The sequence below is a fragment of the Kitasatospora sp. NPDC003701 genome (assembly GCF_053587085.1).
This window is the reverse complement of sequence record NZ_JBSFNM010000011.1, coordinates 94911-118821: the sequence shown is the minus strand read 5'-3', so window position 1 is coordinate 118821 and position 23911 is coordinate 94911. Positions and strand designations below refer to the sequence as shown.

At 72.3% G+C, this 23911-nt stretch carries 20 protein-coding genes; 10 read left to right on the top strand and 10 right to left on the bottom strand.

From position 1 onward, the window contains the following. Together ACWDRR_RS13530 and mce are read right to left on the bottom strand one after the other, a co-directional pair. A partial coding sequence (locus ACWDRR_RS13530; RefSeq protein WP_449772328.1) for a hypothetical protein occupies nt 1-2506 on the bottom strand: 2506 nt, incomplete at its 3' end. A 537-nt stretch (nt 2507-3043) separates the two neighbouring features. Next, complete coding sequence (gene mce, locus ACWDRR_RS13525) at nt 3044-3487, bottom strand: methylmalonyl-CoA epimerase (protein ID WP_449772327.1); 444 nt, start codon at nt 3485-3487, stop codon at nt 3044-3046. A 245-nt stretch (nt 3488-3732) separates the two neighbouring features. Here mce and ACWDRR_RS13520 point away from each other — a divergent pair, with 245 nt between their 5' ends. Beyond that, complete coding sequence (locus ACWDRR_RS13520; RefSeq protein WP_449772326.1) at nt 3733-4941, top strand: acetyl-CoA C-acetyltransferase; 1209 nt, start codon at nt 3733-3735, stop codon at nt 4939-4941. Between the two features lie 71 nt (nt 4942-5012). Beyond that, a complete protein-coding gene (meaB, locus tag ACWDRR_RS13515) occupies nt 5013-5969 on the top strand; it encodes a methylmalonyl Co-A mutase-associated GTPase MeaB (protein ID WP_449772325.1) in 957 nt (318 codons plus the stop codon). Between the two features lie 81 nt (nt 5970-6050). Here meaB and ACWDRR_RS13510 read toward each other — a convergent pair whose 3' ends face one another. The 4 genes from ACWDRR_RS13510 to ACWDRR_RS13495 form a co-directional block, all read right to left on the bottom strand. Next, nucleotides 6051-6566: a MarR family winged helix-turn-helix transcriptional regulator gene (locus ACWDRR_RS13510; protein ID WP_449772324.1), complete on the bottom strand. Its 516-nt coding sequence runs from the start codon at nt 6564-6566 to the stop codon at nt 6051-6053. Between the two features lie 39 nt (nt 6567-6605). Next, complete coding sequence (locus ACWDRR_RS13505; RefSeq protein WP_449772390.1) at nt 6606-7412, bottom strand: AIM24 family protein; 807 nt, start codon at nt 7410-7412, stop codon at nt 6606-6608. A gap of 254 nt (nt 7413-7666) precedes the next feature. Continuing rightward, nucleotides 7667-8317 carry an AIM24 family protein gene (locus ACWDRR_RS13500; protein ID WP_449772323.1) on the bottom strand — a complete coding sequence of 217 codons (651 nt, stop codon included), beginning with the start codon at nt 8315-8317 and terminating at the stop codon, nt 7667-7669. Continuing rightward, complete coding sequence (locus ACWDRR_RS13495) at nt 8317-8955, bottom strand: AIM24 family protein (protein WP_449772322.1); 639 nt, start codon at nt 8953-8955, stop codon at nt 8317-8319. Before ACWDRR_RS13495 ends, ACWDRR_RS13500 begins: the two co-directional genes overlap by 1 nt. 154 nt (nt 8956-9109) lie before the next feature. Here ACWDRR_RS13495 and ACWDRR_RS13490 point away from each other — a divergent pair, with 154 nt between their 5' ends. Next, the gene (locus tag ACWDRR_RS13490; protein ID WP_449772321.1) at nt 9110-9487 is read left to right on the top strand and encodes a DUF3817 domain-containing protein; all 378 of its coding nucleotides are present in this window, start codon (nt 9110-9112) and stop codon (nt 9485-9487) included. 104 nt (nt 9488-9591) lie between these two features. Here ACWDRR_RS13490 and ACWDRR_RS13485 read toward each other — a convergent pair whose 3' ends face one another. Continuing rightward, nucleotides 9592-11205: a M4 family metallopeptidase gene (locus ACWDRR_RS13485; protein WP_449772320.1), complete on the bottom strand. Its 1614-nt coding sequence runs from the start codon at nt 11203-11205 to the stop codon at nt 9592-9594. Between the two features lie 428 nt (nt 11206-11633). Beyond that, on the bottom strand, nt 11634-13274 hold the full coding sequence (locus ACWDRR_RS13480) for a M4 family metallopeptidase (protein WP_449772319.1): 1641 nt from the start codon (nt 13272-13274) through the stop codon (nt 11634-11636). Nucleotides 13275-13772: 498 nt separating this feature from the next. On the opposite strand from ACWDRR_RS13480, the gene ACWDRR_RS13475 reads away from it, so the two are divergent. The 3 genes from ACWDRR_RS13475 to ACWDRR_RS13465 all read left to right on the top strand — a co-directional run bounded on the left by ACWDRR_RS13475 (nt 13773) and on the right by ACWDRR_RS13465 (nt 16673). After that, complete coding sequence (locus ACWDRR_RS13475; RefSeq protein ID WP_449772318.1) at nt 13773-14300, top strand: MarR family winged helix-turn-helix transcriptional regulator; 528 nt, start codon at nt 13773-13775, stop codon at nt 14298-14300. 100 nt (nt 14301-14400) lie between these two features. Next, nucleotides 14401-14742 (top strand): DUF3817 domain-containing protein, encoded by a 342-nt coding sequence (locus ACWDRR_RS13470; RefSeq protein ID WP_387882111.1) that lies wholly within the window; start codon nt 14401-14403, stop codon nt 14740-14742. Nucleotides 14743-14987: 245 nt separating this feature from the next. Beyond that, nucleotides 14988-16673: an acyl-CoA mutase large subunit family protein gene (locus tag ACWDRR_RS13465; protein WP_449772317.1), complete on the top strand. Its 1686-nt coding sequence runs from the start codon at nt 14988-14990 to the stop codon at nt 16671-16673. A 77-nt stretch (nt 16674-16750) separates the two neighbouring features. Here ACWDRR_RS13465 and ACWDRR_RS13460 read toward each other — a convergent pair whose 3' ends face one another. Further along, a complete protein-coding gene (locus ACWDRR_RS13460; protein WP_449772316.1) occupies nt 16751-17446 on the bottom strand; it encodes a TetR/AcrR family transcriptional regulator in 696 nt (231 codons plus the stop codon). A gap of 367 nt (nt 17447-17813) precedes the next feature. Here ACWDRR_RS13460 and ACWDRR_RS13455 point away from each other — a divergent pair, with 367 nt between their 5' ends. The 4 genes from ACWDRR_RS13455 to ACWDRR_RS13440 all read left to right on the top strand — a co-directional run bounded on the left by ACWDRR_RS13455 (nt 17814) and on the right by ACWDRR_RS13440 (nt 22347). Further along, nucleotides 17814-18797, top strand: coding sequence for a tetratricopeptide repeat protein (locus tag ACWDRR_RS13455; protein WP_449772315.1), 984 nt, complete (start codon nt 17814-17816; stop codon nt 18795-18797). A 709-nt stretch (nt 18798-19506) separates the two neighbouring features. Further along, on the top strand, nt 19507-20172 hold the full coding sequence (locus tag ACWDRR_RS13450) for a DUF6230 family protein (RefSeq protein ID WP_449772314.1): 666 nt from the start codon (nt 19507-19509) through the stop codon (nt 20170-20172). A 130-nt stretch (nt 20173-20302) separates the two neighbouring features. After that, nucleotides 20303-20956: a DUF6114 domain-containing protein gene (locus ACWDRR_RS13445; RefSeq protein ID WP_449772313.1), complete on the top strand. Its 654-nt coding sequence runs from the start codon at nt 20303-20305 to the stop codon at nt 20954-20956. Next, nucleotides 20953-22347: a hypothetical protein gene (locus ACWDRR_RS13440; RefSeq protein WP_449772312.1), complete on the top strand. Its 1395-nt coding sequence runs from the start codon at nt 20953-20955 to the stop codon at nt 22345-22347. Before ACWDRR_RS13445 ends, ACWDRR_RS13440 begins: the two co-directional genes overlap by 4 nt. A 79-nt stretch (nt 22348-22426) precedes the next feature. Here ACWDRR_RS13440 and pyk read toward each other — a convergent pair whose 3' ends face one another. Continuing rightward, entirely contained in the window at nt 22427-23854 is a 1428-nt protein-coding gene (pyk, locus tag ACWDRR_RS13435; RefSeq protein ID WP_449772311.1) for a pyruvate kinase, read from the bottom strand. Between the last annotated feature and the right edge of the window lie 57 nt (nt 23855-23911).

Sequence of the window (23911 nt, the reverse complement as noted above, 5' to 3'; positions counted from 1 at the left end):
TACCGGTGAGTTCGGCGGCGCCCTGTTCGGCCTCGGTGCGCAGCCGGTCGGCGTGGGCCTCGGCGGCCTCGCGCAGTGCGGCGGTCTCGGCGGCGGTGTACTCGGTGAGTTCGGCGGCGCCCTGTTCGGCCTCGGTGCGCAGCCGGTCGGCGTGGGCCTCGGCGGCCTCGCGCAGTGCGGCGGTCTCGGCGGCGGTGCGCTCGGTGAGTTCGGCGGCGGCCGACTCGGCCTGCTCGCGGGCGGCCCGGGCGGCGGCCAGCTGCTCGGCGGTCTCCTCGCGCTCGCGGAGCAGCCCGGCGGCGGCCTCCTCGCGCTCGCGCCTGCTCTCCTCGCGCAGCGCCTCGGCGGCGGCGTCGACCTCGGCCCGGGTACGGGCCAGCTCGGCGTCGGCCTCGGTGCGCAGCCGCTCGGCGTCGGCGACCGCGGCGTCCCGGACGGCGGTGGCCTCGGCCTGGGCGTCGGCCCGCACGGCCTGCGCCTCGGCGTTCGCCTCGGCCCGCACCCGCTGGTCGAACTCGGTTGCCTCGCGGCGCAGTTCGCCGGTCTCGCGCTCGGCGGCGGTGCGGTTCTCGGCGGCCGCGGCCTTGGCCGCGGTGAGCGCGTCCTGGCCCTGCTGCTCGGCGTTGCCGACGATCTTCTGGGCCTCGGTGCGGGCCCGTTCGAGGGTCTGCTCGGCGCGGCCCTGGGTCTCGGTGGCCTGCAGCTTGGCCTGCTCGCGCAGCCGCTCGATCTCGGCGGCCGCACCGGCGCGCAGCTCGTCCGCGTCGGTCTTGGCCTTGGTCAGCAGCTCCTCGGCGCTCTTCGCCGACTCCTCGATCTGGACGACGGCCTGGCGGCGGGCCTCGCCGCGGACCCGGTCGGCCTCGGCGGCGGCCTGGGCGCGCAGCTCCTCGGCCTCGGCCCGCAGCCGGGCGGCCTCGTCCTGCATCTGCCGGACCCGCTCGCGGATGCCGGCCGCGTCGTCCAGGGCGGCGTTCTGGGCCTGCTCGACGGCGGCCTGGGCCTGCTCGCGCAGCCGCTCCGCCTCGGCGGCGGCCTCGGTGCGGATCCGCTCGGCCTCCGTGGCGGCCTCGGTACGGGCGGTCTCGGCGTCCTGGTTGGCCCGGCCGAGCATCTCCTCGGCCGTCTTGGCGGCCTTGGCGAGGTGGACGGTGGCGTCCTTGGCGCCGGCCGCCCGGCCGGCCTCCTCGGCCTCGCTGCGCAGCTGCTCGGCGGCGGCCTCGGCCTGGGCGCGCAGCTCGGCGACATCGCGCTCGGCCTGCGACCGCAGGTCCGCGATGGCGGCCTCGGCCTCGGCGCGCAGCTCGCCGGCCACCGACTCGGCGGTGGCGCGCAGCCGCTCGCTCTCCTCGGCGGCGGCCGCCTTGGCGGCCTCCGCCTCGGCCTGCTTGGTGGCGGCCGCGGCCCTGATGGCCTCGGCCTCCTTGGTGGCCTGGGCGACCATCCGGGCGACCTCGGCCCGGGCGGTCTGCGAGCGCTGCTCGCTGGCGGCCTCGCCGTCGGCGACCTTGCGCTCGGCGGCGGCCTCGGCGTCCGCCTGCAGCTGCTCGGCGGCGACCTCGGCCTGGGCGCGCAGCTCGGTGGCCTCCCGGCGGGTGCGCTCGGCCTCGGCGATCGCCGAGGCGCGCAGCCGCTCGATCTCGGCCTGGGCGTGGGCGAGCGCCTCCTCGGCGCGGGCCTGCTCGGCGGTGGCGTGCTCCTTGAGCCGGCCGATCTCGGCCTGGGCGGCGGCGAGCTGCTGCTCGGCGGCGGCGTGCGCGGCGGCCAGCTGCAGCTGGGCCTCGCCGCGGGCGGCGTCCACGTCGGCGGCGGCCTGGGCGCCGGCCTGCTGGGCCTGCTCGGAGGCGGCGCGCAGCAGGCGCTCGGCGTCGCTGTGGGCACGCAGGATGGCGGCCTCGGCGGCGGCCTGGGCCTCGCCGCGGGCGGCGTCGACGTCGGCGGCGGTCTGCGCACGGGCCTGGTCGGACAGCGCGGTGGCCTCGGCGCGGGCGGCGGCCATCATCCGGTCGGCCTCGGCGCGGGCCTCCTGCAGCAGGCGCTGGGCCTCCTGCTCGGTGCCGGCCCGGGTCTGCTCGGCCCAGTTGACGTTCTCGTTGACGTGCTGCTCGGCGCTGCGCCGCAGCTCGGTGAGCTCGTCCTCCAGCTGGCGGCGGCGGGCGGACAGCTCGGCCTCCAGCCGGGCGGTGCGCTCGGCGGCCTCGGCCATCAGCCGCTGGGTGGCCTGCTGGGAGTCGCGCAGCTGCCGCTCGGCGTCGGCGCGCAGCTGCTGGGCCTGCATCTCGGCGGTGCGGAGCATCTGCTCGGCCTGGCCGGACACGGCGTCGAAGGCACGCGGCTGGGCGAGCATGCGACGGGACTCGTGCAGCTTGGCCCGGAGCACCTCCACCTGGTAGGCGAGGTCCTCGGCATGCTCGACGGCCTTGTCCCGCTCCTTGCGAGTCCGATCCATCTCGGCCTCGAACTGGGAGAGGTGATCGTCAACCTCGTAGCGGTCGTAGCCCCGCACTCCGCGGTCCCATCCATCTCCTGGTCGCGTCCTCGACCCGGCCGTTCCCGGGCTCCCGTGTCCGGGGCCCCGGTCCGACTGGTCCTTGCATCCGCAGCCGGTGGACGGCCCCTGTCTGGTCGGGGGCGTCCGCCACGGTCGTCGAAGTCCTGGTCATGGGAGCGCGGTCGTACCGCGTTCCCCCGTCCGGGTGGACTCCTGGGCGAACTCTTGCCTTGTGGAGAATGGTGACAGATCCGAACTGCGACTGTTCAGCCGTGCCCGCGTAATGGACTCCCCTGCGACGGACCCGTCCACCGGTGGGCGGACAGGCCTGTCATCGGCCGTGCCCGTCGTCCCCGTCCCCCGGAGTCTTCGCGCACCTGGGCATTGTAGTGGGAGCGCCCTGCGGGGGAATGGCCGCGTAGGGGTTTTCCGGGCATCGGGCGACATTACTGACGGGTCATGAGGGTGACGGGCCCCCGGCAGGTCCCTCGGCGGGCCGCCGGCAGGCCCCCCGGCGGGTGCCGTCGGGGCCCGACGGCACCCGTGCGCGGGTCAGTGCTCGTCGTGCTCGCCGGGCTCGGCGGAGGTGACCAGTTCGGTCAGCACGCCGCCGCAGTCCTTGGGGTGCAGGAAGGTGATCCGCGAGCCCATCGAGCCGATCCGGGGCTGCTCGTAGAGGACCCGGACGCCCTTGGCGCGGATGTCCTCGGAGTCGCCGTCCACGTCGGCGGTGCCGAACGCGATGTGGTGGACGCCCTCGCCGTTCTTCTCCAGCCACTTGGCGACGGTGGAGTCGGGCCGGGTGGGCTCCAGCAGCTGCAGGTAGGAGGCGCCGCCGTCACCGGTGTCGTTGATCTTGAGCATGGCCTCGCGCACCCCCTGCTCCTCGTTGACCTCGCTGTGGAACACCTCGAAGCCGTAGGTGGCGCGGTAGAACTCGACCGTCTTGTCGAGGTCTCGGCAGGCGATGCCGATGTGGTCGATGCGGGTGAGCACGGTGGCCTCCGGGTCTGGGCGGGCAACGGGACGGCAACAGTGCAGCGCATGCGGCCGGGGTGCGCCAGCGATCCGGGTGCGAGCCTGCTCACACGGGCGGGGTTCACCCGGACCGGGTTGACACGGTGTTGACTGGACAGTGCCAGTGCGCTCGATCACACCGTCGCTGCGGTGACGGACGGGTAGCAGGTCAGTACATTGAGCGGAATCCTCACCTGGCCACGACGTGCGAAGGGGCTCGTCCCATGACCAACACCACCTCTGTGATCGTTGCCGGTGCGCGGACCCCGATGGGTCGCCTGCTCGGTTCGCTCAAGGGATTCTCCGGCTCCGACCTCGGGGCCGTCGCGATCAAGGCCGCCCTGGAGCGGGCCGGCGTCGCGGGGGACCAGGTCCAGTACGTGATCATGGGCCAGGTGCTGCAGGCCGGCGGCGGCCAGATCCCGGCCCGCCAGGCCGCCGTCAAGGCGGGCATCCCGATGAGCGTCCCGGCGCTCAGCCTCAACAAGGTCTGCCTCTCCGGCCTGGACGCCATCGCACTGGCCGACCAGCTGATCCGGGCCGGCGAGTTCGACATCGTGGTGGCCGGCGGCCAGGAGTCCATGACCAACGCCCCGCACGTGCTGCCGAAGTCCCGCGAGGGCTACAAGTACGGCGCGATCGAGATGCTCGACACGATGGCGCACGACGGCCTGACCGACGCCTACGAGAACATCCCGATGGGCGAGTCGACGGAGAAGCACAACACCCGTCTGGGCATCCCGCGCGAGATCCAGGACGAGATCGCCGCCGCCTCCCACCAGCGGGCCGCCAAGGCCCAGCAGAACGGCATCTTCGCGGCCGAGATCGCCCCGGTGGAGATCCCGCAGCGCAAGGGCGAGCCGCTGGTCTTCAGCGAGGACGAGGGCATCCGGGCGGACACCACGGTCGAGGGCCTGGCCAAGCTGCGTCCGGCCTTCACCAAGGACGGCACGATCACCGCCGGCACCTCCTCGCAGATCTCCGACGGCGCCGCCGCGGTGGTCGTGATGAGCAAGGCCAAGGCCGAGGAGCTGGGCCTGAGCTGGATCGCCGAGATCGGCGCGCACGGCAACGTCGCGGGCCCGGACAACTCGCTGCAGTCGCAGCCGTCCAACGCGATCAAGCACGCGCTGGCCAAGGAGGGCCTGGAGGTCGGCGACCTCGACCTGATCGAGATCAACGAGGCGTTCTCGGCCGTCGCCCACCAGTCGATGAAGGACCTGGGCGTCTCCTCCGACATCGTCAACGTCAACGGCGGCGCGATCGCGCTCGGCCACCCGATCGGCATGTCCGGCGCCCGCGTGGTGCTGCACCTGGCGCTGGAGCTCCAGCGGCGCGGCGGCGGCATCGGCGCGGCCGCCCTCTGCGGCGGCGGCGGCCAGGGCGACGCGCTGATCGTCCGCGTCCCGCAGGAGCAGGCCGCCAAGGCCTGATCATCCGACATACCTTCGGGGCTGCGGACCGCCACCAGCGGTCCGCAGCCCTTCGGCGCTAGGAGCTCCTGATGATCGATGTCGCGACCCTGGTCGAGCAGGCCCGGGAGGGCCGGCCGCGTGCGGTGGCCCGGCTGATCTCGCTGGTCGAGAACGCCGCCCCGCAACTGCGCGAGGCGATGGCGGCGCTGGCCCCCTACACCGGCCGGGCCTACACCGTCGGGCTGACCGGCTCGCCCGGCGTGGGCAAGTCCACCTCGACCTCCGCCCTGGTCTCCGCCTACCGCCGGCTCGGCAAGCGGGTCGGGGTGCTGGCGGTGGACCCGTCCTCGCCGTTCTCCGGCGGTGCGCTGCTCGGCGACCGGGTCCGGATGCAGGACCACGCCACCGACCCCGAGGTGTTCATCCGCTCGATGGCCACCCGCGGCCACCTCGGCGGCCTCTCCTGGTCGGCCCCGCAGGCGCTGCGGGTGCTGGACGGGGCCGGCTGCGACGTGATCCTGGTCGAGACCGTGGGCGTCGGCCAGTCCGAGGTGGAGATCGCCGCCCAGGCGGACACCACCGTGGTGCTGCTCGCCCCCGGGATGGGCGACGGCATCCAGGCCGCCAAGGCCGGGATCCTGGAGATCGGCGACGTCTTCGTGGTCAACAAGGCCGACCGGGACGGCGCCGACGCCACCGCCCGGGAGCTGAACCACATGCTCGGCCTGGGCGAGGCCCGCGGGGCGGGGGACTGGCGCCCGCCGATCGTGAAGACCGTGGCGGCCCGCGGCGAGGGCATCGACGAGGTGGTCGAGGCGCTGGAGAAGCACCGCGCCTGGCTGGAGGAGCACGGCGAGCTGGCCGTGCGCCGCCGCCGCCGGGCCGCCGACGAGATCGAGGCGATCGCGCTGTCCGCGCTGCGGGCCCGGATCGGCAACCTGCACGGCGACCGCCACCTGGCCACCCTGGCCGAGCGGGTGGTGGCCGGCGAGCTGGACCCCTACGGCGCCGCCGACGAACTGGTCGCCGGACTCACCCAGGCCTGAACACGGCGAAAGGGCCGGTCCCCGTCGAGTACGGAGGACCGGCCCGGACCCGCCCCTTGCCCGGAGGCGGGCGGGTGAGGATCAAGCGCGGCCGCGAAGCCCCCGCAGGTGCTCGGCGACCGGTGCCAGCGCCTCGTACATCGCGTCCAGCTGCTCGGGCGTGAAGCGGTCGATGAAGTGCGCCCGGACGCTGCGCACGTGGTCCGGGGCGACCTTCTGCATGGTCTCCCAGCCCTGCTCGGTGAGGTGGGCGTAGAGACCGCGCCGGTCGCCCGGACACTCCTGCCGCAGCACCAGCCCGGCCGTCTCCATCCGCGTGATCTGGTGCGAGAGCCGGCTCTTGGACTGCAGGGTGGCGGTGGCCAGGTCGGTCATCCGCATCCGCCGCTCGGGGGCCTCGGAGAGCACGACCAGGATCTCGTAGTCGTTGATCGCGAGGTTGTGCGGCTGGAGTTCGCGGCCGAGCTGGTAGTCCAGCAGCTTGGCCACCTCCAGGTGGGCGCGCCACAGCCGCTGCTCACTGGCGGTGAGCCAGGGAGTCCCCTCCTCCGGCTGCGAGGGGGGGACGTCGGCGGCGTCGATCGTGCGCGTATCCATGGTGCGAGCATACCGCATTTAGTTAAATCTTGTACGAGTTTACAGACCGAAACGTCGCCCGAGGTCGCCCAGGTTACCGAGGCCGGGGACGTTGAGGTTGCCGCCGCCGTGGGCCGCCGCGGGCTGCGACGGCACCCCGCCCATCGGCACGCCCGCCTCGGCGTGCACCTGGCCGACCGCGCGCTCGGCCATCAGCACCTCGGTCGACTGCAGCAGCACCTGGCCGGCGCCGATGAACTCGAACTGGTGCTCCTCGCCGGACGCCCCGCCCAGGCCGGTGAGCCGGCGCAGCCCGCCGATCACCCCGTGCATGTAGTCGTGGTCGTAGTGGTGGCACGGCGCCGGGCAGTCCGCCCAGCCGACCAGGGCCTGCGGGTCCACCCGGATCGGCGGCTCGACGAAGTGCACCGGGCCGTTGGACGCGGCCACGAACTTGCCGCTGCCGATCAGGGTGAGGAAGCCGGGGATGATCGACTGCTTGAGCCGCAGTGTGGGCTCGTAGGCCAGCAGGTTGCCCGAGCGGACGGTGAGGTTCCCCTCCTCCAGGTCGTAGGAGTTGAGGTCGAAGGCGCGGTCGGCGAGCAGCAGCTTGCCCCGGCCCTCGGCGACCACCCAGTCCGCGGCGTGCATCGGCGAGTTGAAGTGCTGGCCGAGCATCCGGTCGATCGCGCCGGCGCCGACGCCCTTGAAGGAGATGTCGCCGTAGTAGGCGATCATCTTGCCCTTCTGCAGGAAGTACGACCCGTTCAGGTCCACCGAGAAGGCGTACGGGTTGACGTTGTCGTTGACCGGCAGGCTGTGCGCGTCGTGCACCACCGGGCCGGAGCCGTCCTGCGCCTTGGGCAGCGGGGCCTGGGCGCCGCCGTACTGCTCCTGGGCGTACTGCTGCGGCGGCTGCTGGGCGGGGTAGCCCTGCTGCGGGGGCGGCGGGTACCCCTGCTGCGGGTAGCCCTGACCGGGCGGCGGGCCGTAGCCGGGCGGCGGCGGGGCGGCCGGGTAGCCGGGCTGGGTGGGCTGGTTGTACGGCGACGGCTGGCCGTACGGCTGCTGGCCGTACGGGTCGTGCGGCTGCCCGTAGGGGGGCTGCGGCGGGTAGGACATCAGAGCTTCTCCTCGCTCGCCTGCACGAACACCGTGCCGTTCCCGGACAGCTCCAGCTGGAAGGCCTCGCCGGAGCCGCGTCCGATCATGTCGCGCCAACCCAGCGCGGTGGACAGCTTGTTCTGGACCTGGCCGCGGTGTGCGACATAGGCCTGGGGGTCGACGTGGACCGGCTGGTGCGGGGTGATCGGCAGCTCGAAGACGCCGCCGTGCGCCATCACCGCCACCGAGCCGTGGCCGTCCAGCTTGGTGGTGAACAGGCCCTGCCCGGTCACCTGGCCGCGGACCATGCCCATCACGCCGCCCTGCGAGCCCATGAACATGGTGGACTGCTGCAGCGAGCCCTCGAAGGCCAGCAGCCGGTCCGCCTCGACGTACAGGGTGTCGCCGGCCAGCTCGATCACGTGCACGTGGTGGCCGCCGTGGCCGAACATCACGGTGCCCTGGCCCTCGACCGTCATCAGCGGGGTGTCCTCGTTGGCCACCCGGCGGCCGATCATCGACATGACCCCGCCCTGGCCGCCGGTGAGGTTCGGGGTGAACCGGACCTCACCGGTGTACGCGAGCATCGCGCCGCGCTGGCTGAACAGCCGCTGCCCGGGGACGACCCGGGCCTCGATCATCTTGTTGTTGATCCTGGTGAACGGCATCAGACGTCGCCCCCGACGGTGATCTTCTCGGACGGCTGCACGTACACCAGGCCCTCGCCGGAGAACTCGACCTGGACGGCCTCGCCGCCGCCCTCGCCGATGAAGGTCGACCAGCCGGCGCCCGACTTGAGGCTGCGGCTGAGGTTGCCGGTGTGCGCGACGTACGCGCCCGGGTCCACCCGCAGCGGCATGCCCTGGGAGACCCGCAGGATGATCGCCGGCCCCTTGGAGGTGAGCGCGGCCCAGCCGTGGCCCTCGACCTTGGTGGTGAACAGGCCGTTGCCGGAGGAGATGCCGTTGAGACCGGTGAAGGAGGTGCCGGTCTTCAGCGTGCCCTCGGTGCAGAGCAGGTTGTCGGACTCGACGTAGAGCGTCTCGCCGTTCAGCCGGACGAGGTTGATCTCGGTCGCCCGGTCGGCGAAGTAGCAGGTGCCCTGCCCCTTCACCTCCATGACCGTCATCTGCTCGCCGGTGAGTCGCCGGGTCACCACGCCGCGCAGGCCGTCACCGCCGCCGGAGAGCTTCTTGAAGTTCATCTGGCCGCTGTACGCGACCATCGAGCCGTTTCTGGCTTTCACGGCGTCGCCCGTCATGTCGACGGCGAGCGTCTTGGACCCTTGGAGTCGAAACTGTGCCACCGCCGCAATGTAGCCGGATCCGGCGCCTCCGGGGGAGGGGGCGTCGCCGTTCTGGTACCGGTCTGCGACAAATCACGCCCGGTCGGACACCGGCCGGACCCCTGCGCGTACCCCGGGCGCGGGTGCGGACGTGTGCTCGGTGATAATGGCGGGGATGCTTGTGAGCCGGTTCACAAGCGATCTTCGACCCCTATCCGAGGTACCCATCGTGAACAGCAGCGCCGTCCACCGCCTGCGTCTGATCTCGGGCCCCGAGGGCCTCTCCTTTCTCCTGCTCCTGGTCTGCTCGGTGCTCAAGCGCACCACGAGCTTCGACGCCGTCCCGGTGATGGGCATGGTCCACGGGGTGCTGTTCATCCTGTACGTGGTCTTCTGGATCATGGCCTGGCAGACCCAGAAGTGGGACGCCAAGCGCGGCATCCTGCTCTTCGTCCTCTCGGTGCTGCCCACCGGCGGCTTCTTCGCCGAGCGCACCCTCGCCAAGGAGGAGCGCGGCGAACTCGCGCCCGCGCGCGAGCCCGCCGCCGCCTGAACCTCCCGCGGACAGGCCGACAGGCTGTCGGGGCCTCCTCTCCCAGTGGGCCCCGACAGCCTGTCGCCGTTTCCAGGTGTGGTCCGGTGGTGATCAGACGGTGACTAGTTGACGTTCACCGCGCCCCAGGCCGCGGCCACCGCCGCGTACTGGGTGCTGGTGGTGCCGTAGAGGTCGCCGGCCGCCTTCAGGGTCGCGGTGCGGGCGGCCTTGTAGTTGGTGGTCGAGGTGAAGTACACGGTCAGCGCGCGGTACCAGATCGCGGCGGCCTTGTCCCGGCCGATGCCGGTCACCGTCGACCCGTTGGAGGTCGGGCTGTTGTAGCTGACGCCGTTGATGGTCTTGGCGCCGCTGCCCTCGGCCAGCAGGTAGAAGAAGTGGTTGGCCACGCCCGAGGAGTAGTGGACGTCCACGTTGCCGACCCCGGAGTACCAGGAGTCCTTGGACGCGCCGTCCTTGGAGGGCTTGTCCATGTAGCGCAGCGGGGTGCCGTTGCCGTTGAGGTTGAGCTTCTCGCCGATCAGGTAGTCCGGCACGTCGGTGGGCAGGTTGGCGTACCACTCGACCATGGTGCCGAAGATGTCCGAGGTGGCCTCGTTGAGGCCGCCGGACTCGCCGGAGTAGATCAGCCCGGCGGTGGCCGAGGTGACGCCGTGGGTCATCTCGTGACCGGCCACGTCGATCGCGGTCAGCGGGTGGGTGTTGCCGGAGCCGTCGCCGTACGTCATGCAGAAGCAGGAGTCGTCCCAGAACGCGTTGACGTAGTTGGAGCCGTAGTGGACCCGGCTGCTCGCGCCGACGCCGTTGTTCTTGATGCCGTTGCGGCCGAAGACGTTCTTGTAGTAGTCCCAGGTCGCGCCCGCGCCGTACTGGGCGTCCACGGCGGCGGACTGGGTGTTGGAGGCCAGCCCGGTGCCCCAGATGTTGTCCGCGTCGGTGTAGAGCGCGTTCCCGTTGGCGGCGTTGCCGGTCCACTGGTTGCCGCGGGAGGCGTCCTTGAGCTGGTACGTGGAGCCGCTCTGGGTGGTGGTCAGCGGGACGGTGCCGACGAAGACGCCCTTGCCGGTGCCGTTCGCGGTCTGGACCTCCTCGTGGGTGGAGAGCACCTCGCCGGTGGCCGCGTCGGTGACCAGCCGCTGGCGGCTCGGGGTGCCGTCGGCCCGCTCGCCGTGGACCACGGTCTGGTACGCCAGCCGCGGGGTGCCGTCGGCCGCCCAGACCACCAGGGTGGCCGCGCCGGCGCCGTCGACCCGGCTGATCGCCGACTCGTCCTTGTCCGCGGCGATGCCGACGGTGGCCCGGACCGCGCCGAGCGCCTGGGCGCCGGCCTTGTCGGCGGAGAGCGGCGGGGTGAGGCTCGGCAGCGAGAGCTGCCCGCCGAACGCCCGGTCCACCGAGGCGATGGAGCCGTTGGCCTGCTGGTGCACCACGAGGTCGCCGCCGAGGACCGGCAGGCCGCCCAGGGTCCGCTCGTAGCGCAGGTGGCGGGTGCCGTTGGCGTCCACCACGGCGTCCTTGACGACCAGCCGCTCCTGGCCGCCGAGTGCGAGCGCCTGCGCGAGGGGCGCGGCCTCGCCGGCGGCCAGGCTGATCAGCGCGTCGCGCTGCTGCACCACCGAGGGGGCGGCGGCCTGGGCGGGGGCGGCGGCGACCTGGATGGCGCCGGCGAGCAGGGCGGTGGCGGAGAGTACGGCTCCGGCTGTCAGCTTTCGCTTCACGTACGGGGTTCCTTCCACGAAACCGCGTGTGCGCGGTCACGCCGCGTACCGGGGCGCCGGGGTTGGCGCCGTGGGGCGGTAGGGCGCTGACGTGCTGCTCCCGTGCGGTCCTTGACGGCCGGTCGGTGGGTGGGGGTGACAGCCGTCGTACGGGGCTTGGGCAGAAGCATGACAATGCAGGTCGTGAAAGGACAGGGCGCCGTGGGCGATTGGCCAGGTCTCGCCAGCCGCCGGTACGGGTGGTTCGGGTGCGGCGGGTGACCGGTTCGGGGGGTTCGTCCCGCTGGCGGGATCCCGCCAGCGGCCGCCCTTGTCGCCCGCCGCGCGGGTTGCTACGGAGCGGGAGCCGCCCCGGCGGTGGGGTGCGGGCGCGCGAACGCCCGGGGCCTCCCCTCCCAGTGAGGCCCCGGGCGTCCTTGGCGCGGACGTCAGTTGACGTTGACGCCGCTCCAGGCGGCCGCGACGGCCTTGTACTCGGTGCTGGTGGTGCCGTAGAGGTCGCCGGCCGCCTTCAGCGTCCCGGTGCGGGCGGCCTTGTAGTTGGTGGTCGAGGTGAAGTACACGGTCAGCGCGCGGTACCAGATGGCCGCGGCCTTGTCCCGGCCGATGCCGGTGAGGGTCGAGCCGTTGGAGGTCGGGCTGTTGTAGCTGACGCCGTTGATGGTCTTGGCGCCGCTGCCCTCGGCCAGCAGGTAGAAGAAGTGGTTGGCGACGCCGGACGAGTAGTGCACGTCCAGGTTGCCCACGCCGGAGGACCAGGAGTCGGCCGAGCCGCCGTCCTTGGAGGGCTTGTCCATGTAGCGCAACGGCGTGCCGTCGCCGTTGATGTCGATCTCCTCGCCGATCAGGTAGTCCGGCACGTCGGTCGCGAGGTTGGCGGAGAACTCGACCATGGTGCCGAAGATGTCCGAGGTGGCCTCGTTGAGGCCGCCGGACTCGCCGGAGTAGTTGAGGCCCGCGGTGGCGGAGGTGACGCCGTGGGTCATCTCGTGGCCGGCCACGTCGATCTCGGTCAGCGGGTGGGTGTTGCCGTCACCGTCGCCGTACGTCATGCAGAAGCAGGTGTCGTCCCAGAACGCGTTGACGTAGTTCTTGCCGTAGTGGACGCGGCTGGTGGCGCCGACGCCGTTGTTCTTGATGCCGTTGCGACCGAAGGCGTTCTTGTAGAAGTCCCAGGTGGCCGCCGCGCCGAACTGGGCGTCCACGGCCGCGGACTGGGTGTTGGAGGCCAGTCCGGTGCCCCAGGCGTTGTCCGCGTCGGTGTACAGCGTGCCCGAGCCGGAGGTGCGGCCCTTGAGGTCGCTGGTCGACTGGTTGCCGCGGGTGGCGTCCTTGAGCTGGTAGGTCGAGCCGCTCTTGGTGGTGGTCAGCGGGACGCTGCCGACGAAGACGCCCTTGCCGGTGCCGGTCGCGGTCTGCACCTGCTCGTGGGTGGAGAGCACCTCGCCGGTGGCCGCGTCGGTGACCAGCAGCTGGCTGCTCGGGGTGCCGTCGGCCCGGACGCCCTCGACGACCGTCCGGTACGCCAGGCGCGGGTTGTTGTCGGCGGCCCAGACCACGAGCGAGGCGGCGCCGGCCTGGCGCACCTCCCGCAGCGGCGACTCGTCCTTGTCGGCGGCGATGCCGACGGTGGACTGCACCGCGCCGGAGGCCTGGGCGGCCGCCTTGTCGGCCGGGATCTGCGGGGTGAGGCTCGGCAGGTCGATCTTCGCGCCGACGGCCTTGTCCACGGTCTTGACGGCGCCGTCGGCGGCCTCGTGCACCACCAGGTCGCCGCCGAGGACGGGCAGGCCGGCGAAGGTGCGCTCGAAGCGGAGGTGGCGGGTGCCGTCGGCGTCCACCACGGCGTCCTTCGCGACCAGCTGCTCCTGGCCGCCCAGGGCCAGCGCCTGGGCCAGCGGGCCGACCTGACCGCTCGCCAGGGCGATCGCCGCCTCGCGCTGCTGCGAGGCCTGCGCCTGCGCGGCGGGGGTCGGGGCGGCCTGGGCGGCGGTGGTGCCCACCTGGATGACGCCGGTGAGCAGGGCGGTGGCGGAGAGTACGGCGCCGGCTGCGAGCTTTCGCTTCACGTACAGGTCCTTCCGGGGAAACCGCGGGTGCGCGGTCGCGCCGCGTCCCGGGGTGCCGGGGTTGACACCTTAGGGGCGGGACGGGCGCTGACGTGCTGCTGCTCCGTGCGGTCGAGCGGCGGGCCACCGGTGAGTGGGGCGGTGGCTGCCGGACGGGGCTGGGCGAAAGCATGACAATCCAACAAGTGAAATGACAGGTCTTGTTCATCGATTGGCCAGGTCTCGCCAGCCCGGCGGAAGGTAAACGGGGCGACAAAAGCGGTCGAACCACCCGGCCTTGCAGCGGGTTACCGTCCGAACCGAGGCCTGACCACGGGGCGAACGCCCCCTCGGCGGCCGATCGCCGTCCGGCGGAGGGCGATTGGCGGTGGTTCACACCCCCGCAATGTGCTGGTACGGACCTGGGCGTCCCACTGGCGTGATCCCGCCACGTGTCGCGCTTGTCCACCATCAGGACGCCTGGTAACACCCGGCCCGGCCGCCGGTACGGTAAGGGGCGTGGCCAAGCCCCTCGCACTCGACTTCGACCCGATCGCCCGCGCCGACGAGCTCTGGACCCGCCGCTGGGGCGGAGTCCCCTCGATGGCGGCGATCACCTCGATCATGCGCGCCCACCAGATCCTGCTCGCGCGGGTGGACGCCGTGCTCAAGCCGTACGGGCTGACCTTCGCCCGCTACGAGGCGCTGGTGCTGCTCACCTTCAGCCGGACCGGCGAGCTCTCGCTGTCCAAGATCGGCGAGCGGCTGATGGTCCACCCGACCAGCGTCACCAACACCGTCGACCGCCTGGAGCGGGCCGGCCTGGTCGCCCGCCGGCCCAACCCGCTGGACGGCCGCGGGGTGCTCGCGACCATCACCGCCCGCGGCCGCGAGGTGGTGGAGGACGCCACCCGGGAGCTGATGGGGATGGAGTTCGGCCTGGAGGAGTACGGCGCCGACCAGTGCCGCCAGGTGTTCGACCTGCTCAGGCCGCTGCGGATCGCCGCCGGGGACTTCGCCGACCCGGACGCGGGGGCCGCCGAGTAGGGCGCTGCGCGGCGGACCCGTAAGCGGCGGCTACCCTCGTGGGAGCGGTGCGCGGATCCGGGCGTACCGGGCGATCCTGGCGAGCGAGGCGATGAAGAGTATGAAGGCGACCCCCCTGCTGGGCTGGTACCGGGCCCTGGCCATTGCGACCGGTGTGGCACTGCTCGTGTTCTGCGGCTTCATGGTCGCGAAGTACGGCTTCGACGCGGCCGAGGACGTGACCACCTACGTCGCGATGCTGCACGGCTACCTCTACATCGGGTACTTCGTGGTCACCTTCCTGCTCGGCCAGAAGCTCAAGTGGCCGCTGGGCCGGATGATCCTCACCCTGGCCGCCGGCTGCATCCCGTTCGCCTCCTTCGTCGCCGAGCGCCGGGTGGTCCGCGAGGCCGTCGAGCAGCTCCCCGCCGGCGGCGCCGCCCGGCAGACCGCCGGCGTCTGACCCGCCGAGCCTTCGAGGGCGCCCTTCCCTGGACCGGGGAGGGGCGCCCTTCGCTCTTCGGTGCCCCGGGCCGACCCCCTCCCGTGCCCGGGCCGGGGGTATTTCGGCGCCCCCCGGCGCGTTCGCCGCCCGGTCGCCCGCCGCTCCATCGACAATTACTAGGACGTCCGAGTAAATTGGTAGGACGTCCTAACAGCTGTGCCGTCCACGTGCCGTGGCGGCCGTACGGAGCGGAGTTCGGGTCCATGGACGCCGAGGAGATCGAGCGCGGACGGCAGCGCTGGCAGCAGCGGTACGACAGCGCCCGCAAGCGGGACGCGGACTTCACCACCCTCTCCGGCGACGAGGTCGAGCCGGTCTACGGCCCGCCCGCGGGGCAGCCGGTCGAGGGCTTCGAGCGGATCGGCTGGCCGGGCGAGTACCCGTACACCCGAGGGCTGCACGCCACCGGCTACCGGGGGCGGACGTGGACCATCCGCCAGTTCGCGGGCTTCGGCAACGCCGAGCAGACCAACGAGCGCTACCGGATGATCCTGGAGGCGGGCGGCGGCGGCCTCTCGGTCGCCTTCGACATGCCCACCCTGATGGGGTACGACTCCGACGACGCCAAGTCGCTCGGCGAGGTCGGGCACTGCGGTGTGGCGATCGACTCGGCCGCCGACATGGAGGTCCTCTTCAAGGGGATCCCGCTCGGCGACGTCACCACCTCGATGACGATCAGCGGCCCGGCCGTCCCGATCTTCTGCATGTACCTGGTCGCCGCCGAGCGCCAGGGCGTCGACCCGGCGGTGCTCAACGGCACCCTGCAGACGGACATCTTCAAGGAGTACATCGCGCAGAAGGAGTGGCTCTTCGCCCCCGAGCCGCACCTGCGCCTGATCGGCGACCTGATGGCCTACTGCGCCGAGGGCATCCCGGCGTACAAGCCGCTCTCGGTCTCCGGCTACCACATCCGCGAGGCCGGTTCGACGGCCGCGCAGGAGCTGGCGTACACGCTGGCGGACGGCTTCGCCTACGTCGAGCTGGGCCTGTCCCGGGGCCTGGACGTGGACGTCTTCGCGCCCGGCCTCTCGTTCTTCTTCGACGCGCACCTCGACTTCTTCGAGGAGATCGCCAAGTTCCGCGCCGCGCGCCGGATCTGGGCCCGCTGGATGCGCGACCGCTTCGGCGCCCGGACGGACAAGGCGCAGTGGCTGCGCTTCCACACCCAGACCGCCGGTGTCTCGCTGACCGCCCAGCAGCCGTACAACAACGTGGTCCGCACCGCCGTCGAGGCCCTCTCGGCGGTGCTCGGCGGCACCAACTCGCTGCACACCAACGCCCTGGACGAGACCCTGGCGCTGCCCTCGGAGCAGGCCGCCGAGATCGCCCTGCGCACCCAGCAGGTGCTGATGGAGGAGACCGGCATCACCAACGTGGCCGACCCGCTGGGCGGCTCCTGGTACGTCGAGGCGCTCACCGACCGGATCGAGGAGCAGGCCGAGGTGATCTTCCGGCGGATCCTGGACAAGGGCCGCGAGGACCACGAGATCGGCCCGATCACCTCCGGCATCCTGCGCGGGATCGAGGAGGGCTGGTTCACCGGCGAGATCGCCGAGGCGGCCTTCCAGTACCAGCAGGGGGTCGAGAAGGGCGAGAAGCGGGTCGTCGGCGTCAACTGCCACCCGCGCAGCGTCACCCCCGAGTTGGAGATCCTGCGGGTCAGCCACGAGGTCGAGCGCGAGCAGGTGCGGGTCCTGGCCGAGCGCAAGGCCGGGCGGGACGAGGCGGCGGTGCGGGCCGGGCTGGACGCGATGCTGGCGGCGGCGCGCTCGGGTGCGTCGATGATCCCGCCGATGCTGGACGCGGTGCGGGCCGAGGCGACCCTGGGCGAGATCTGCAACGCGCTGCGCGAGGAGTGGGGCATCTACCGGGAGACCGCCAGCTTCTGAGCCGCCGCGCCCGTTCCGCCGGCGGCACCGGGAACCGCCCCGCGCGAGGAGCGCGCGGGGCGGTTCCGCGCGTCCGCTCAGCCCTCGGCGAGGTGCGGGAAGGGCCCGAGCAGCAGATCGGTGAAGCGGCGGATCCACTCCGTGGTGATCGGCTCGCCGCTGACCAGCACCCGGTGCTCGACCGTCCCGGCGATGGTGTCGAAGATGATGTCGATCTCCTCGGCGGCCGTCGTCTCGTCGCCGTCCGGGGCGAGTTCGCCGCGCGCCTGGGCGGCGGCCCGGCCCTGCCGGACCAGGCGCTTCTGCGGGTCCACGATCGCCTCCCGGATCCGCCGCCGCAGCTGCCGGTCCCGGGTGCCCTCGGCGAACAGGGCGAGCAGGGCGGCCTGGGTCTCCGGGCGGGCCAGCAGATCGGCGAACTGGGCGACCACGGCCTCGATGTCGGCCCGCAGGCTGCCGAGGTCGGGCATCACCAGCTCGTCGAAGAGGCTGGCGACCGCGTCCACCACCAGTTCGTTCTTGGAGGGCCAGCGGCGGTACAGGGTGGTCTTGGCGACCTTGGCGCGGGTGGCCACGTGGCCCATGGTCAGCCCGCCCCAGCCGAGTTCGGCCAGGGCCTCGCGGGTGGCGTCGAGGATGGCGGTGTCGGCGGCCGCGCTGCGCGGGCGCCCCTTGGCCCGGGCGGTGGTGCTGTCGGGGCTCTCCGGGGCTTGTGCGGGGTCTTCACGGCCCGCCGGGCACGCCGGGGTCACGGGGGACTGGGGGGCCGGCACCGGGCCTCCTTGCGATGTACTGGTAAGTAACATGGGTGGGGCAGGTAACGGTAGCGACTGTTCGCCGTTCGGGTCAGCCGGGGTGTGCGGGAAAGTGGGACAGCTCACGTCCCGGGACGCACCGATGGGGTTGCGGCGGGGGCCCTCGATCCAGTTACGCTACGACTCGTAGCGAAAGCAGTGACAACCAGGCGCCGCGACCCCGTGGGACGGGGGCGGCGCGGGTGCGGATGGGGATCCGCGCCGAACGGTTCAGGCTACCGGGGGACGGGTCGTCCACCTCGGGAACCGGCGCCGCGCAGCCCGCGCGGTGCGAGTTTCCGGAGGTTGGTGCCCGCCAGCAGCACGGACGGGGGAGGATAGTGCCATGCAGCCACGGAATTCGCGTCTCAACAGCTCCGCTCTGCGCGGTGCGGTCGACCTCGCCGCAGTGAAGGCAGCCGGCGAGGCTGCCCAGAAGGCCGAGCAGGCCAGGGCCGAGCGGGCCCGCCAGGCGGCGGCCGGCATCGCCCCGGACCCGTCCGCGTACCCGCTCGTCATCGATGTCACCGAGGACACCTTCGAGACCGAGGTCGTCCAGCGCTCCACCGAAGTGCCGGTGGTCATCGACTTCTGGGCCGAGTGGTGCGAGCCCTGCAAGCAGCTCAGCCCGCTGCTGGAGCGGCTGGCCGAGGAGTACGCGGGCCGGATCGTGCTCGCCAAGATCGACGTCGAGGCCAACCAGCTGCTCACCCAGCAGTTCGGCATCCAGGGCGTCCCGGCCGTGATGGCCGTGGTGGCGGGCCAGCTGGTGCCGCTGTTCCAGGGTGCCGAGAGCGAGGCCAACGTCCGCAAGGTGCTGGACCAGCTGATCCTGGTCGCCGAGCAGCGCTTCGGCGTGGTGGGCGGCGCCGGGGCACCGGCCGAGGCGCCCGGCGAGGCCGGCCCGTACCTGCCGGAGGACCCGGCCCTGGCGGCCGCGCACGAGGCGCTGGACCGGGGGGACCTCGGCGGCGCCATCCAGGCGTACCAGAACGTGCTGGTCGAGGAGCCGGGCAACACCGAGGCCAAGCTCGGCCTGGCCCAGGCGCAGCTGCTGCGCCGGGTGGAGGGGCTGGACCTGGCGAGCGTCCGCACGGCGGCCGCGGCCGATCCGAAGGACGTCGAGGCCCAGCTGAAGGCGGCCGACCTGGACCTGGTGGGCGGTCATGTCGAGGACGCCTTCGGGCGCCTGGTGGCCACCGTCGGGCGGACCTTCGGCGAGGACCGGGACACCGTCCGGGTCCGGCTGCTGGAGCTGTTCGAGGTGATCGGCGCCGAGGATCCGAGGGTGACGGCGGCGCGCGGCGCGCTGGCCCGCGTCCTGTTCTGAGGGCCCCTCCGCGGGACCTCCCCGGCCGCTCTCTGGCACGGCGGATGACCTGCGGTGTCGCTGGCGATTTGGCGACAATCCGGTCATCGCGTCAGAGGTTTACCAAATCTTGACAACACCCGTGGACGGTCACTTCAGGTGACCGTCCACGGGTGTTTCGCTGGTGTTTCCGGCGGATTTCATCGTCACGGTTCCTTCAATTCATCACTCTGGGTGTGCGGGTGGCCAATTCCATGATCGTCACCATCCGATGTTGGATTACCCGTCAGTAATGAACCCCTTGTGCTTCGCCCGGGATTCAAGCAGCATCGGCGACGCCCGGTCCCAGACTCCGAACCCCGACAGCCGGTCGGCGAGCGGAGCGAGGGATCCCCACCGGGCGAGTCGTCGGCCACGGCCGACGACGGGAGGGCAGGGGGGTATCCGCGGTCCCACGGCGGTTCCTGTCCTTCGATCCGGCCGCGCGGCCCGCGCGGTCGCTGGTTGTCGCTCGGGGGTGATCGCCGATGTCGTCGGTCCTGCCCGCCGCCCCGCAAGGGCGGTCGGTGAAGGGACGGGAGTGCCGCTGTGTGCCGGCCGCTCCCGCGTCCGACGGCACCCATGGCGCTCTCCGCTACCGAGGACGTAGCTCTCTCCCATCCCAGGCCCCCACCGGTGCGCGACGCACCGCCGGGGAGCCGGAGATGTACGTCCTAGAAGGAGGACTCGCATGTCCCAGACCTACGGCAAGACCCGCTGGAAGCGCTTCGCCCTGGTGATGGTGCCCAGCCTCGCGGCCACCGCCGCGGTGGGCGTCGCGCTGGCCAACAACGCTCTGGCGGCTTCGTTCAGCGTCTCCGGCCAGAACTTCAAGGTCTCCACGCAGGAGCTGCACGGCACGAACTTCGCGCAGTTCGGCTCGATCGACGCCGAGTCCAACGGCACGCCGCACCCGGTCGCCGTCTCGGCGTTCGACGAGGCCCGGATCAAGGGCCTCTGCCAGTCCGTGGTGACGGACCCGAACATCATCCCCGGCCTGCCGTGGAAGCTGCCGAAGATCACCCTCCGCCTGGAGGCCGGTCAGAGCGACGACCCGGAGAAGCAGGTCAGCGCCAAGAACCTGCTGATCGACCTCGACCAGCTCAACGCGGACGCCACCTTCACCAACATCAACATCGGCCAGGACGCCTCCACCCTGAAGGGCACCGCCACCCAGGGCTGGAAGTCCCGGCTCGGCACCGGCCTGCCCTCCGGCGGCACCGGCTTCGCCCAGGCCGCCGACAAGGCCGACCTGTCGAACGTGCAGCAGACCGCCTGGGCCACCTCGGCCGGCACCTTCAAGCTCCAGGGCCTGAAGCTCGCGCTGCACACCGACGGCGGGCACGAGTGCTTCTAGGCCGTTGACCGGCGGCGGGCCCCGGCCCGCCGCCGACCGCGGTACCCGGGGGGCCGGGGCGGTGCGCGCGCCGCTCCCGGTCCTCCCCCTCCCGTTTTTCGCCTCGTTCACACCATCGAGGAGCTGCACCGTGTCCAGCGCCCTTGCCGAGTTCCGGCCCGCCGAGCACGAGAACCCCGCCCAGTGGGTGCGTCGGGTGTTCCGTAACTTCCGCCGGTCCCGGCCGTTCTACGGCGGCCTGCTGGCCATGATCGCCGGCGTTCCGATCATGTACTTCCCGTACGCCAAGCTGTCGTTGAGCGGCATGACCGTGCAGATGGCCACCACCGGCGGCGCCGGGTCGCTGATCATCGGCGTCCTGCTGATCGTGCTGGGGCTGACCGCCTGGTTCCAGCCGGCCGTCCGGTTCTTCGCGGGTGTCGCCACCACCCTGCTCACCCTGGTCTCCGTCCCGGTCTCCAACCTCTCCGGGTTCGGGCTGGCCCTGCTGCCGGGCCTGATCGGCGGCGGGCTGATGCTCGCCTGGGCGCCGAACCCGCCCGAGGCGGCGGCCGAGGCCGTCGGGGCCGGCACCGCCGAGTCGACGGCCGTCGAGCCCACCGCGCAGAACGGCACCGCCGACACCGTCGCCTCCGCCTCCGCCTCCGCCTCCGCCTCCGCCGAGGGTGCCACCGCGCCGCTGCCGGTCGTCCCCGCGCAGGCCGAGCCGCCGGCCCCGGACACCGCCCCGGCCGCCGCCGACGTCCCGCCGCAGCAGACCGGTGACCAGAAGGAGGCACGGTGACCGGCCCGCAGGAGCAGCAGGGCCCGGCCGTGCCGGAGCAGCGCTCCGCCCGCCACGCGGCGCCCCGCACGCCCGTCCGGATCCGGCTCAGAGGCCGCGCCCTGGCGATGGCCGCGGTGCCGACCGCGCTGCTGATGGCCGCCGCCTACACGCCGAACGCCGCGATCGCCGAGACCTCCGCGGGCAAGCCGTGCGCCACCGCGCCCGACGTCGCCTCCCAGTCGCCGAAGGTGGCGGAGACGCCCGTTCCCAAGAGCGAGCTGCCCCCGCCGCTGCCCGGCCCGTCCGTGCCGCTGCCCGACGCCACGACGGCCGCGCCGACCGCCGGACCGTCGAGCGGTCCGACGAGCACGCCGACAGCGCCGACGGCGCCCACGACGGCGGCCACGGCGCCCGCGACGACGCCCGCCGCGGGCCCCGTCCGGTCCGCCACCACCGGTGGCTCCGGCGGGGTCGTCCAGGCCGGGCTGATCGACGACATCGTCGGCGGCATCACCAACCTGATCCACCCGAGCGGTTCACCGACCCCGTCGGCGTCCGCGACCACCGCGAGCCCGGCCCCGTCGACCGCTGCCGCAGCCGCGGCGGGCAACCGCGCGGTGGCTCCGGCCGCCCCGGCCGCGGGCACCCAGGCGCCCACCGCGCCCGCGCAGCCGCCGGCCGCCGCCACGACACCGCCGGCCGCCCCGTCGGGTGCGCAGAGCCCGTCCGCCGCCACCACCCCGAGCGGCAAGGCGGGCACCACCGCCAAGCCGTCCGCGGGTGCGAAGACCGCCGGCCCGGCCACCCCGCCGTCCTCGGCCACGCCGTCCGCCTCGTCCTCGCCGAGCGCCGACCCGAACTGCCTGGTCCCGATGAAGGGCCTCGCCGCCGGCGCGAAGCCGGACAACCCGATCCTCGTCCCGGACCAGAACTGGACCCTGCAGACCAGCCGGCTGACCCTGAACCACGCCGTGCTGATGGGAGTGGTCGACGTCCGGACGCCGACCACCACCAAGCGGGTGCTGAAGTTCGTGGTCGACAGCGTGGACATCGAGAACCTCGACATGTCGACGCTGGAGGGCAACGGCAAGACCTTCCACGTCAAGGGCGCGCCGGGCTCGGTCTCCACGATGCGCCAGGGCCCGGTCACGATGTACGTGGAGAAGCTCTCCGGCCACCTGTCCCAGGTGCTCGGCATACCGATCCCGATCGACCTCGGCGAGCTCACCCTCACCCCCGACGGTCCGCTGCCGCAGTGGCTGTACGACCTGATCGGCAAGCTGGAGATCCCGCTCTGGATGCAGATGACCGGCGTCACCGCGATCCAGTCCGGCCAGTTCGGCGGCACGCTGAAGATCCCCGGCATGCAGCTCTTCAACGACGACAAGCCCTACGTCGGCAACAAGTAGGCCGGTGCCGCGGAAACGCCCGTGGGGCGGCCCCTCCGTCGCGGAGGGACCGCCCCACGGGCGTGTTGCCTGACCGGTGCTACTCGCTCCGGGTGCCCAGGTGGTGGACCTGGACCATGTTGGTGTTGCCGGGGACGCCGGGGGGCGAGCCGGCGGTGACGATGACAGTGTCGCCCTCGTCCAGCTGGCCGATCTTGAGCAGCTCGCGGTCGACCTGGGCCACCATCTCGTCGGTGGAGCCGACCTGCTCGGTGACGTGCGCCTCGACGCCCCAGCTCAGCGAGAGCTGGTTGCGGGTGGCGTTGTCCGGGGTGAACGCGATCACCGGGATCGGCGAGCGGTAGCGGGACAGCCGGCGCGCGGTGTCACCGGACTTGGTGAACGCGACCAGCGCCTTGCCGTTGAGGAAGTCGCCCAGCTCGCACGCGGCGCGGGCGATCGAGCCGCCCTGGGTGCGCGGCTTGCGGCCCGGGTTCAGCGGCTGGAGGCCCTGCGAGAGCAGCTCCTCCTCGGCCTTCTCGGCGATCCGGCTCATGGTGCGGACCGTCTCGATCGGGTACTTGCCGACGCTGGACTCGGCGGACAGCATGACCGCGTCGGTGCCGTCCAGGATCGCGTTGGCGACGTCGGAGACCTCGGCGCGGGTGGGGCGCGAGGCGTGGATCATCGACTCCATCATCTGGGTGGCGACGATCACCGGCTTGGCGTTCCGGCGGGCCAGCGTGATCAGGCGCTTCTGGACCAGCGGCACCCGCTCCAGCGGGTACTCGACGGCCAGGTCACCGCGGGCGACCATGATGGCGTCGAAGGCGAGGACGATCTCCTCCATGGCCTCGACGGCCTGCGGCTTCTCGATCTTGGCGATGACCGGCACCCGGATGCCGACCGCGTCCATGACCTCGTGGACGTCCTTGATGTCGGCCGCGTTGCGGACGAAGGAGAGCGCGACCATGTCGACGCCCAGCTCCAGCGCGAAGCGCAGGTCGTCCTTGTCCTTCTCGGACAGGGCGGGCACGTTGACGGCCGCGCCGGGCAGGTTGATGCCCTTGTTGTTCGAGAGCACGCCGCCCTCGACGACCACGGTCTTCACCTGCGGGCCGTCGACGCTGACGACCTCCAGGGCGATGACGCCGTCGTTGATCAGGATCGGGTCGCCGGGCTTCACGTCGCCGGGCAGGCCCTTGTAGGTGGTCCCGCAGATGTGCTGGTCGCCGGGGACGTCCTCGGTGGTGATGATGAACTCGTCACCGTTGTCGACGGTCACCGGACCGTTGGCGAAGGTGGCCAGGCGGATCTTCGGCCCCTGGAGGTCGGCAAGGACGCCGATGGCCTTGCCGGTGTCCTCCGAGACCTGGCGGACCTTTCGGTACCGCTCCTCGTGGTCCGCGTGGGTGCCGTGGCTCATGTTCAGTCGGGCGACGTTCATGCCCGCCTCGACGATGGCCTTCAGCTGTTCGTAGGAGTCCGTGGCCGGACCCAGGGTGCAGACAATTTTCGCTCGGCGCATATGGATCAGTCTATCCGTTCGTGTTATAGGTGCATTCGGCACGAATCGTGAGGAATC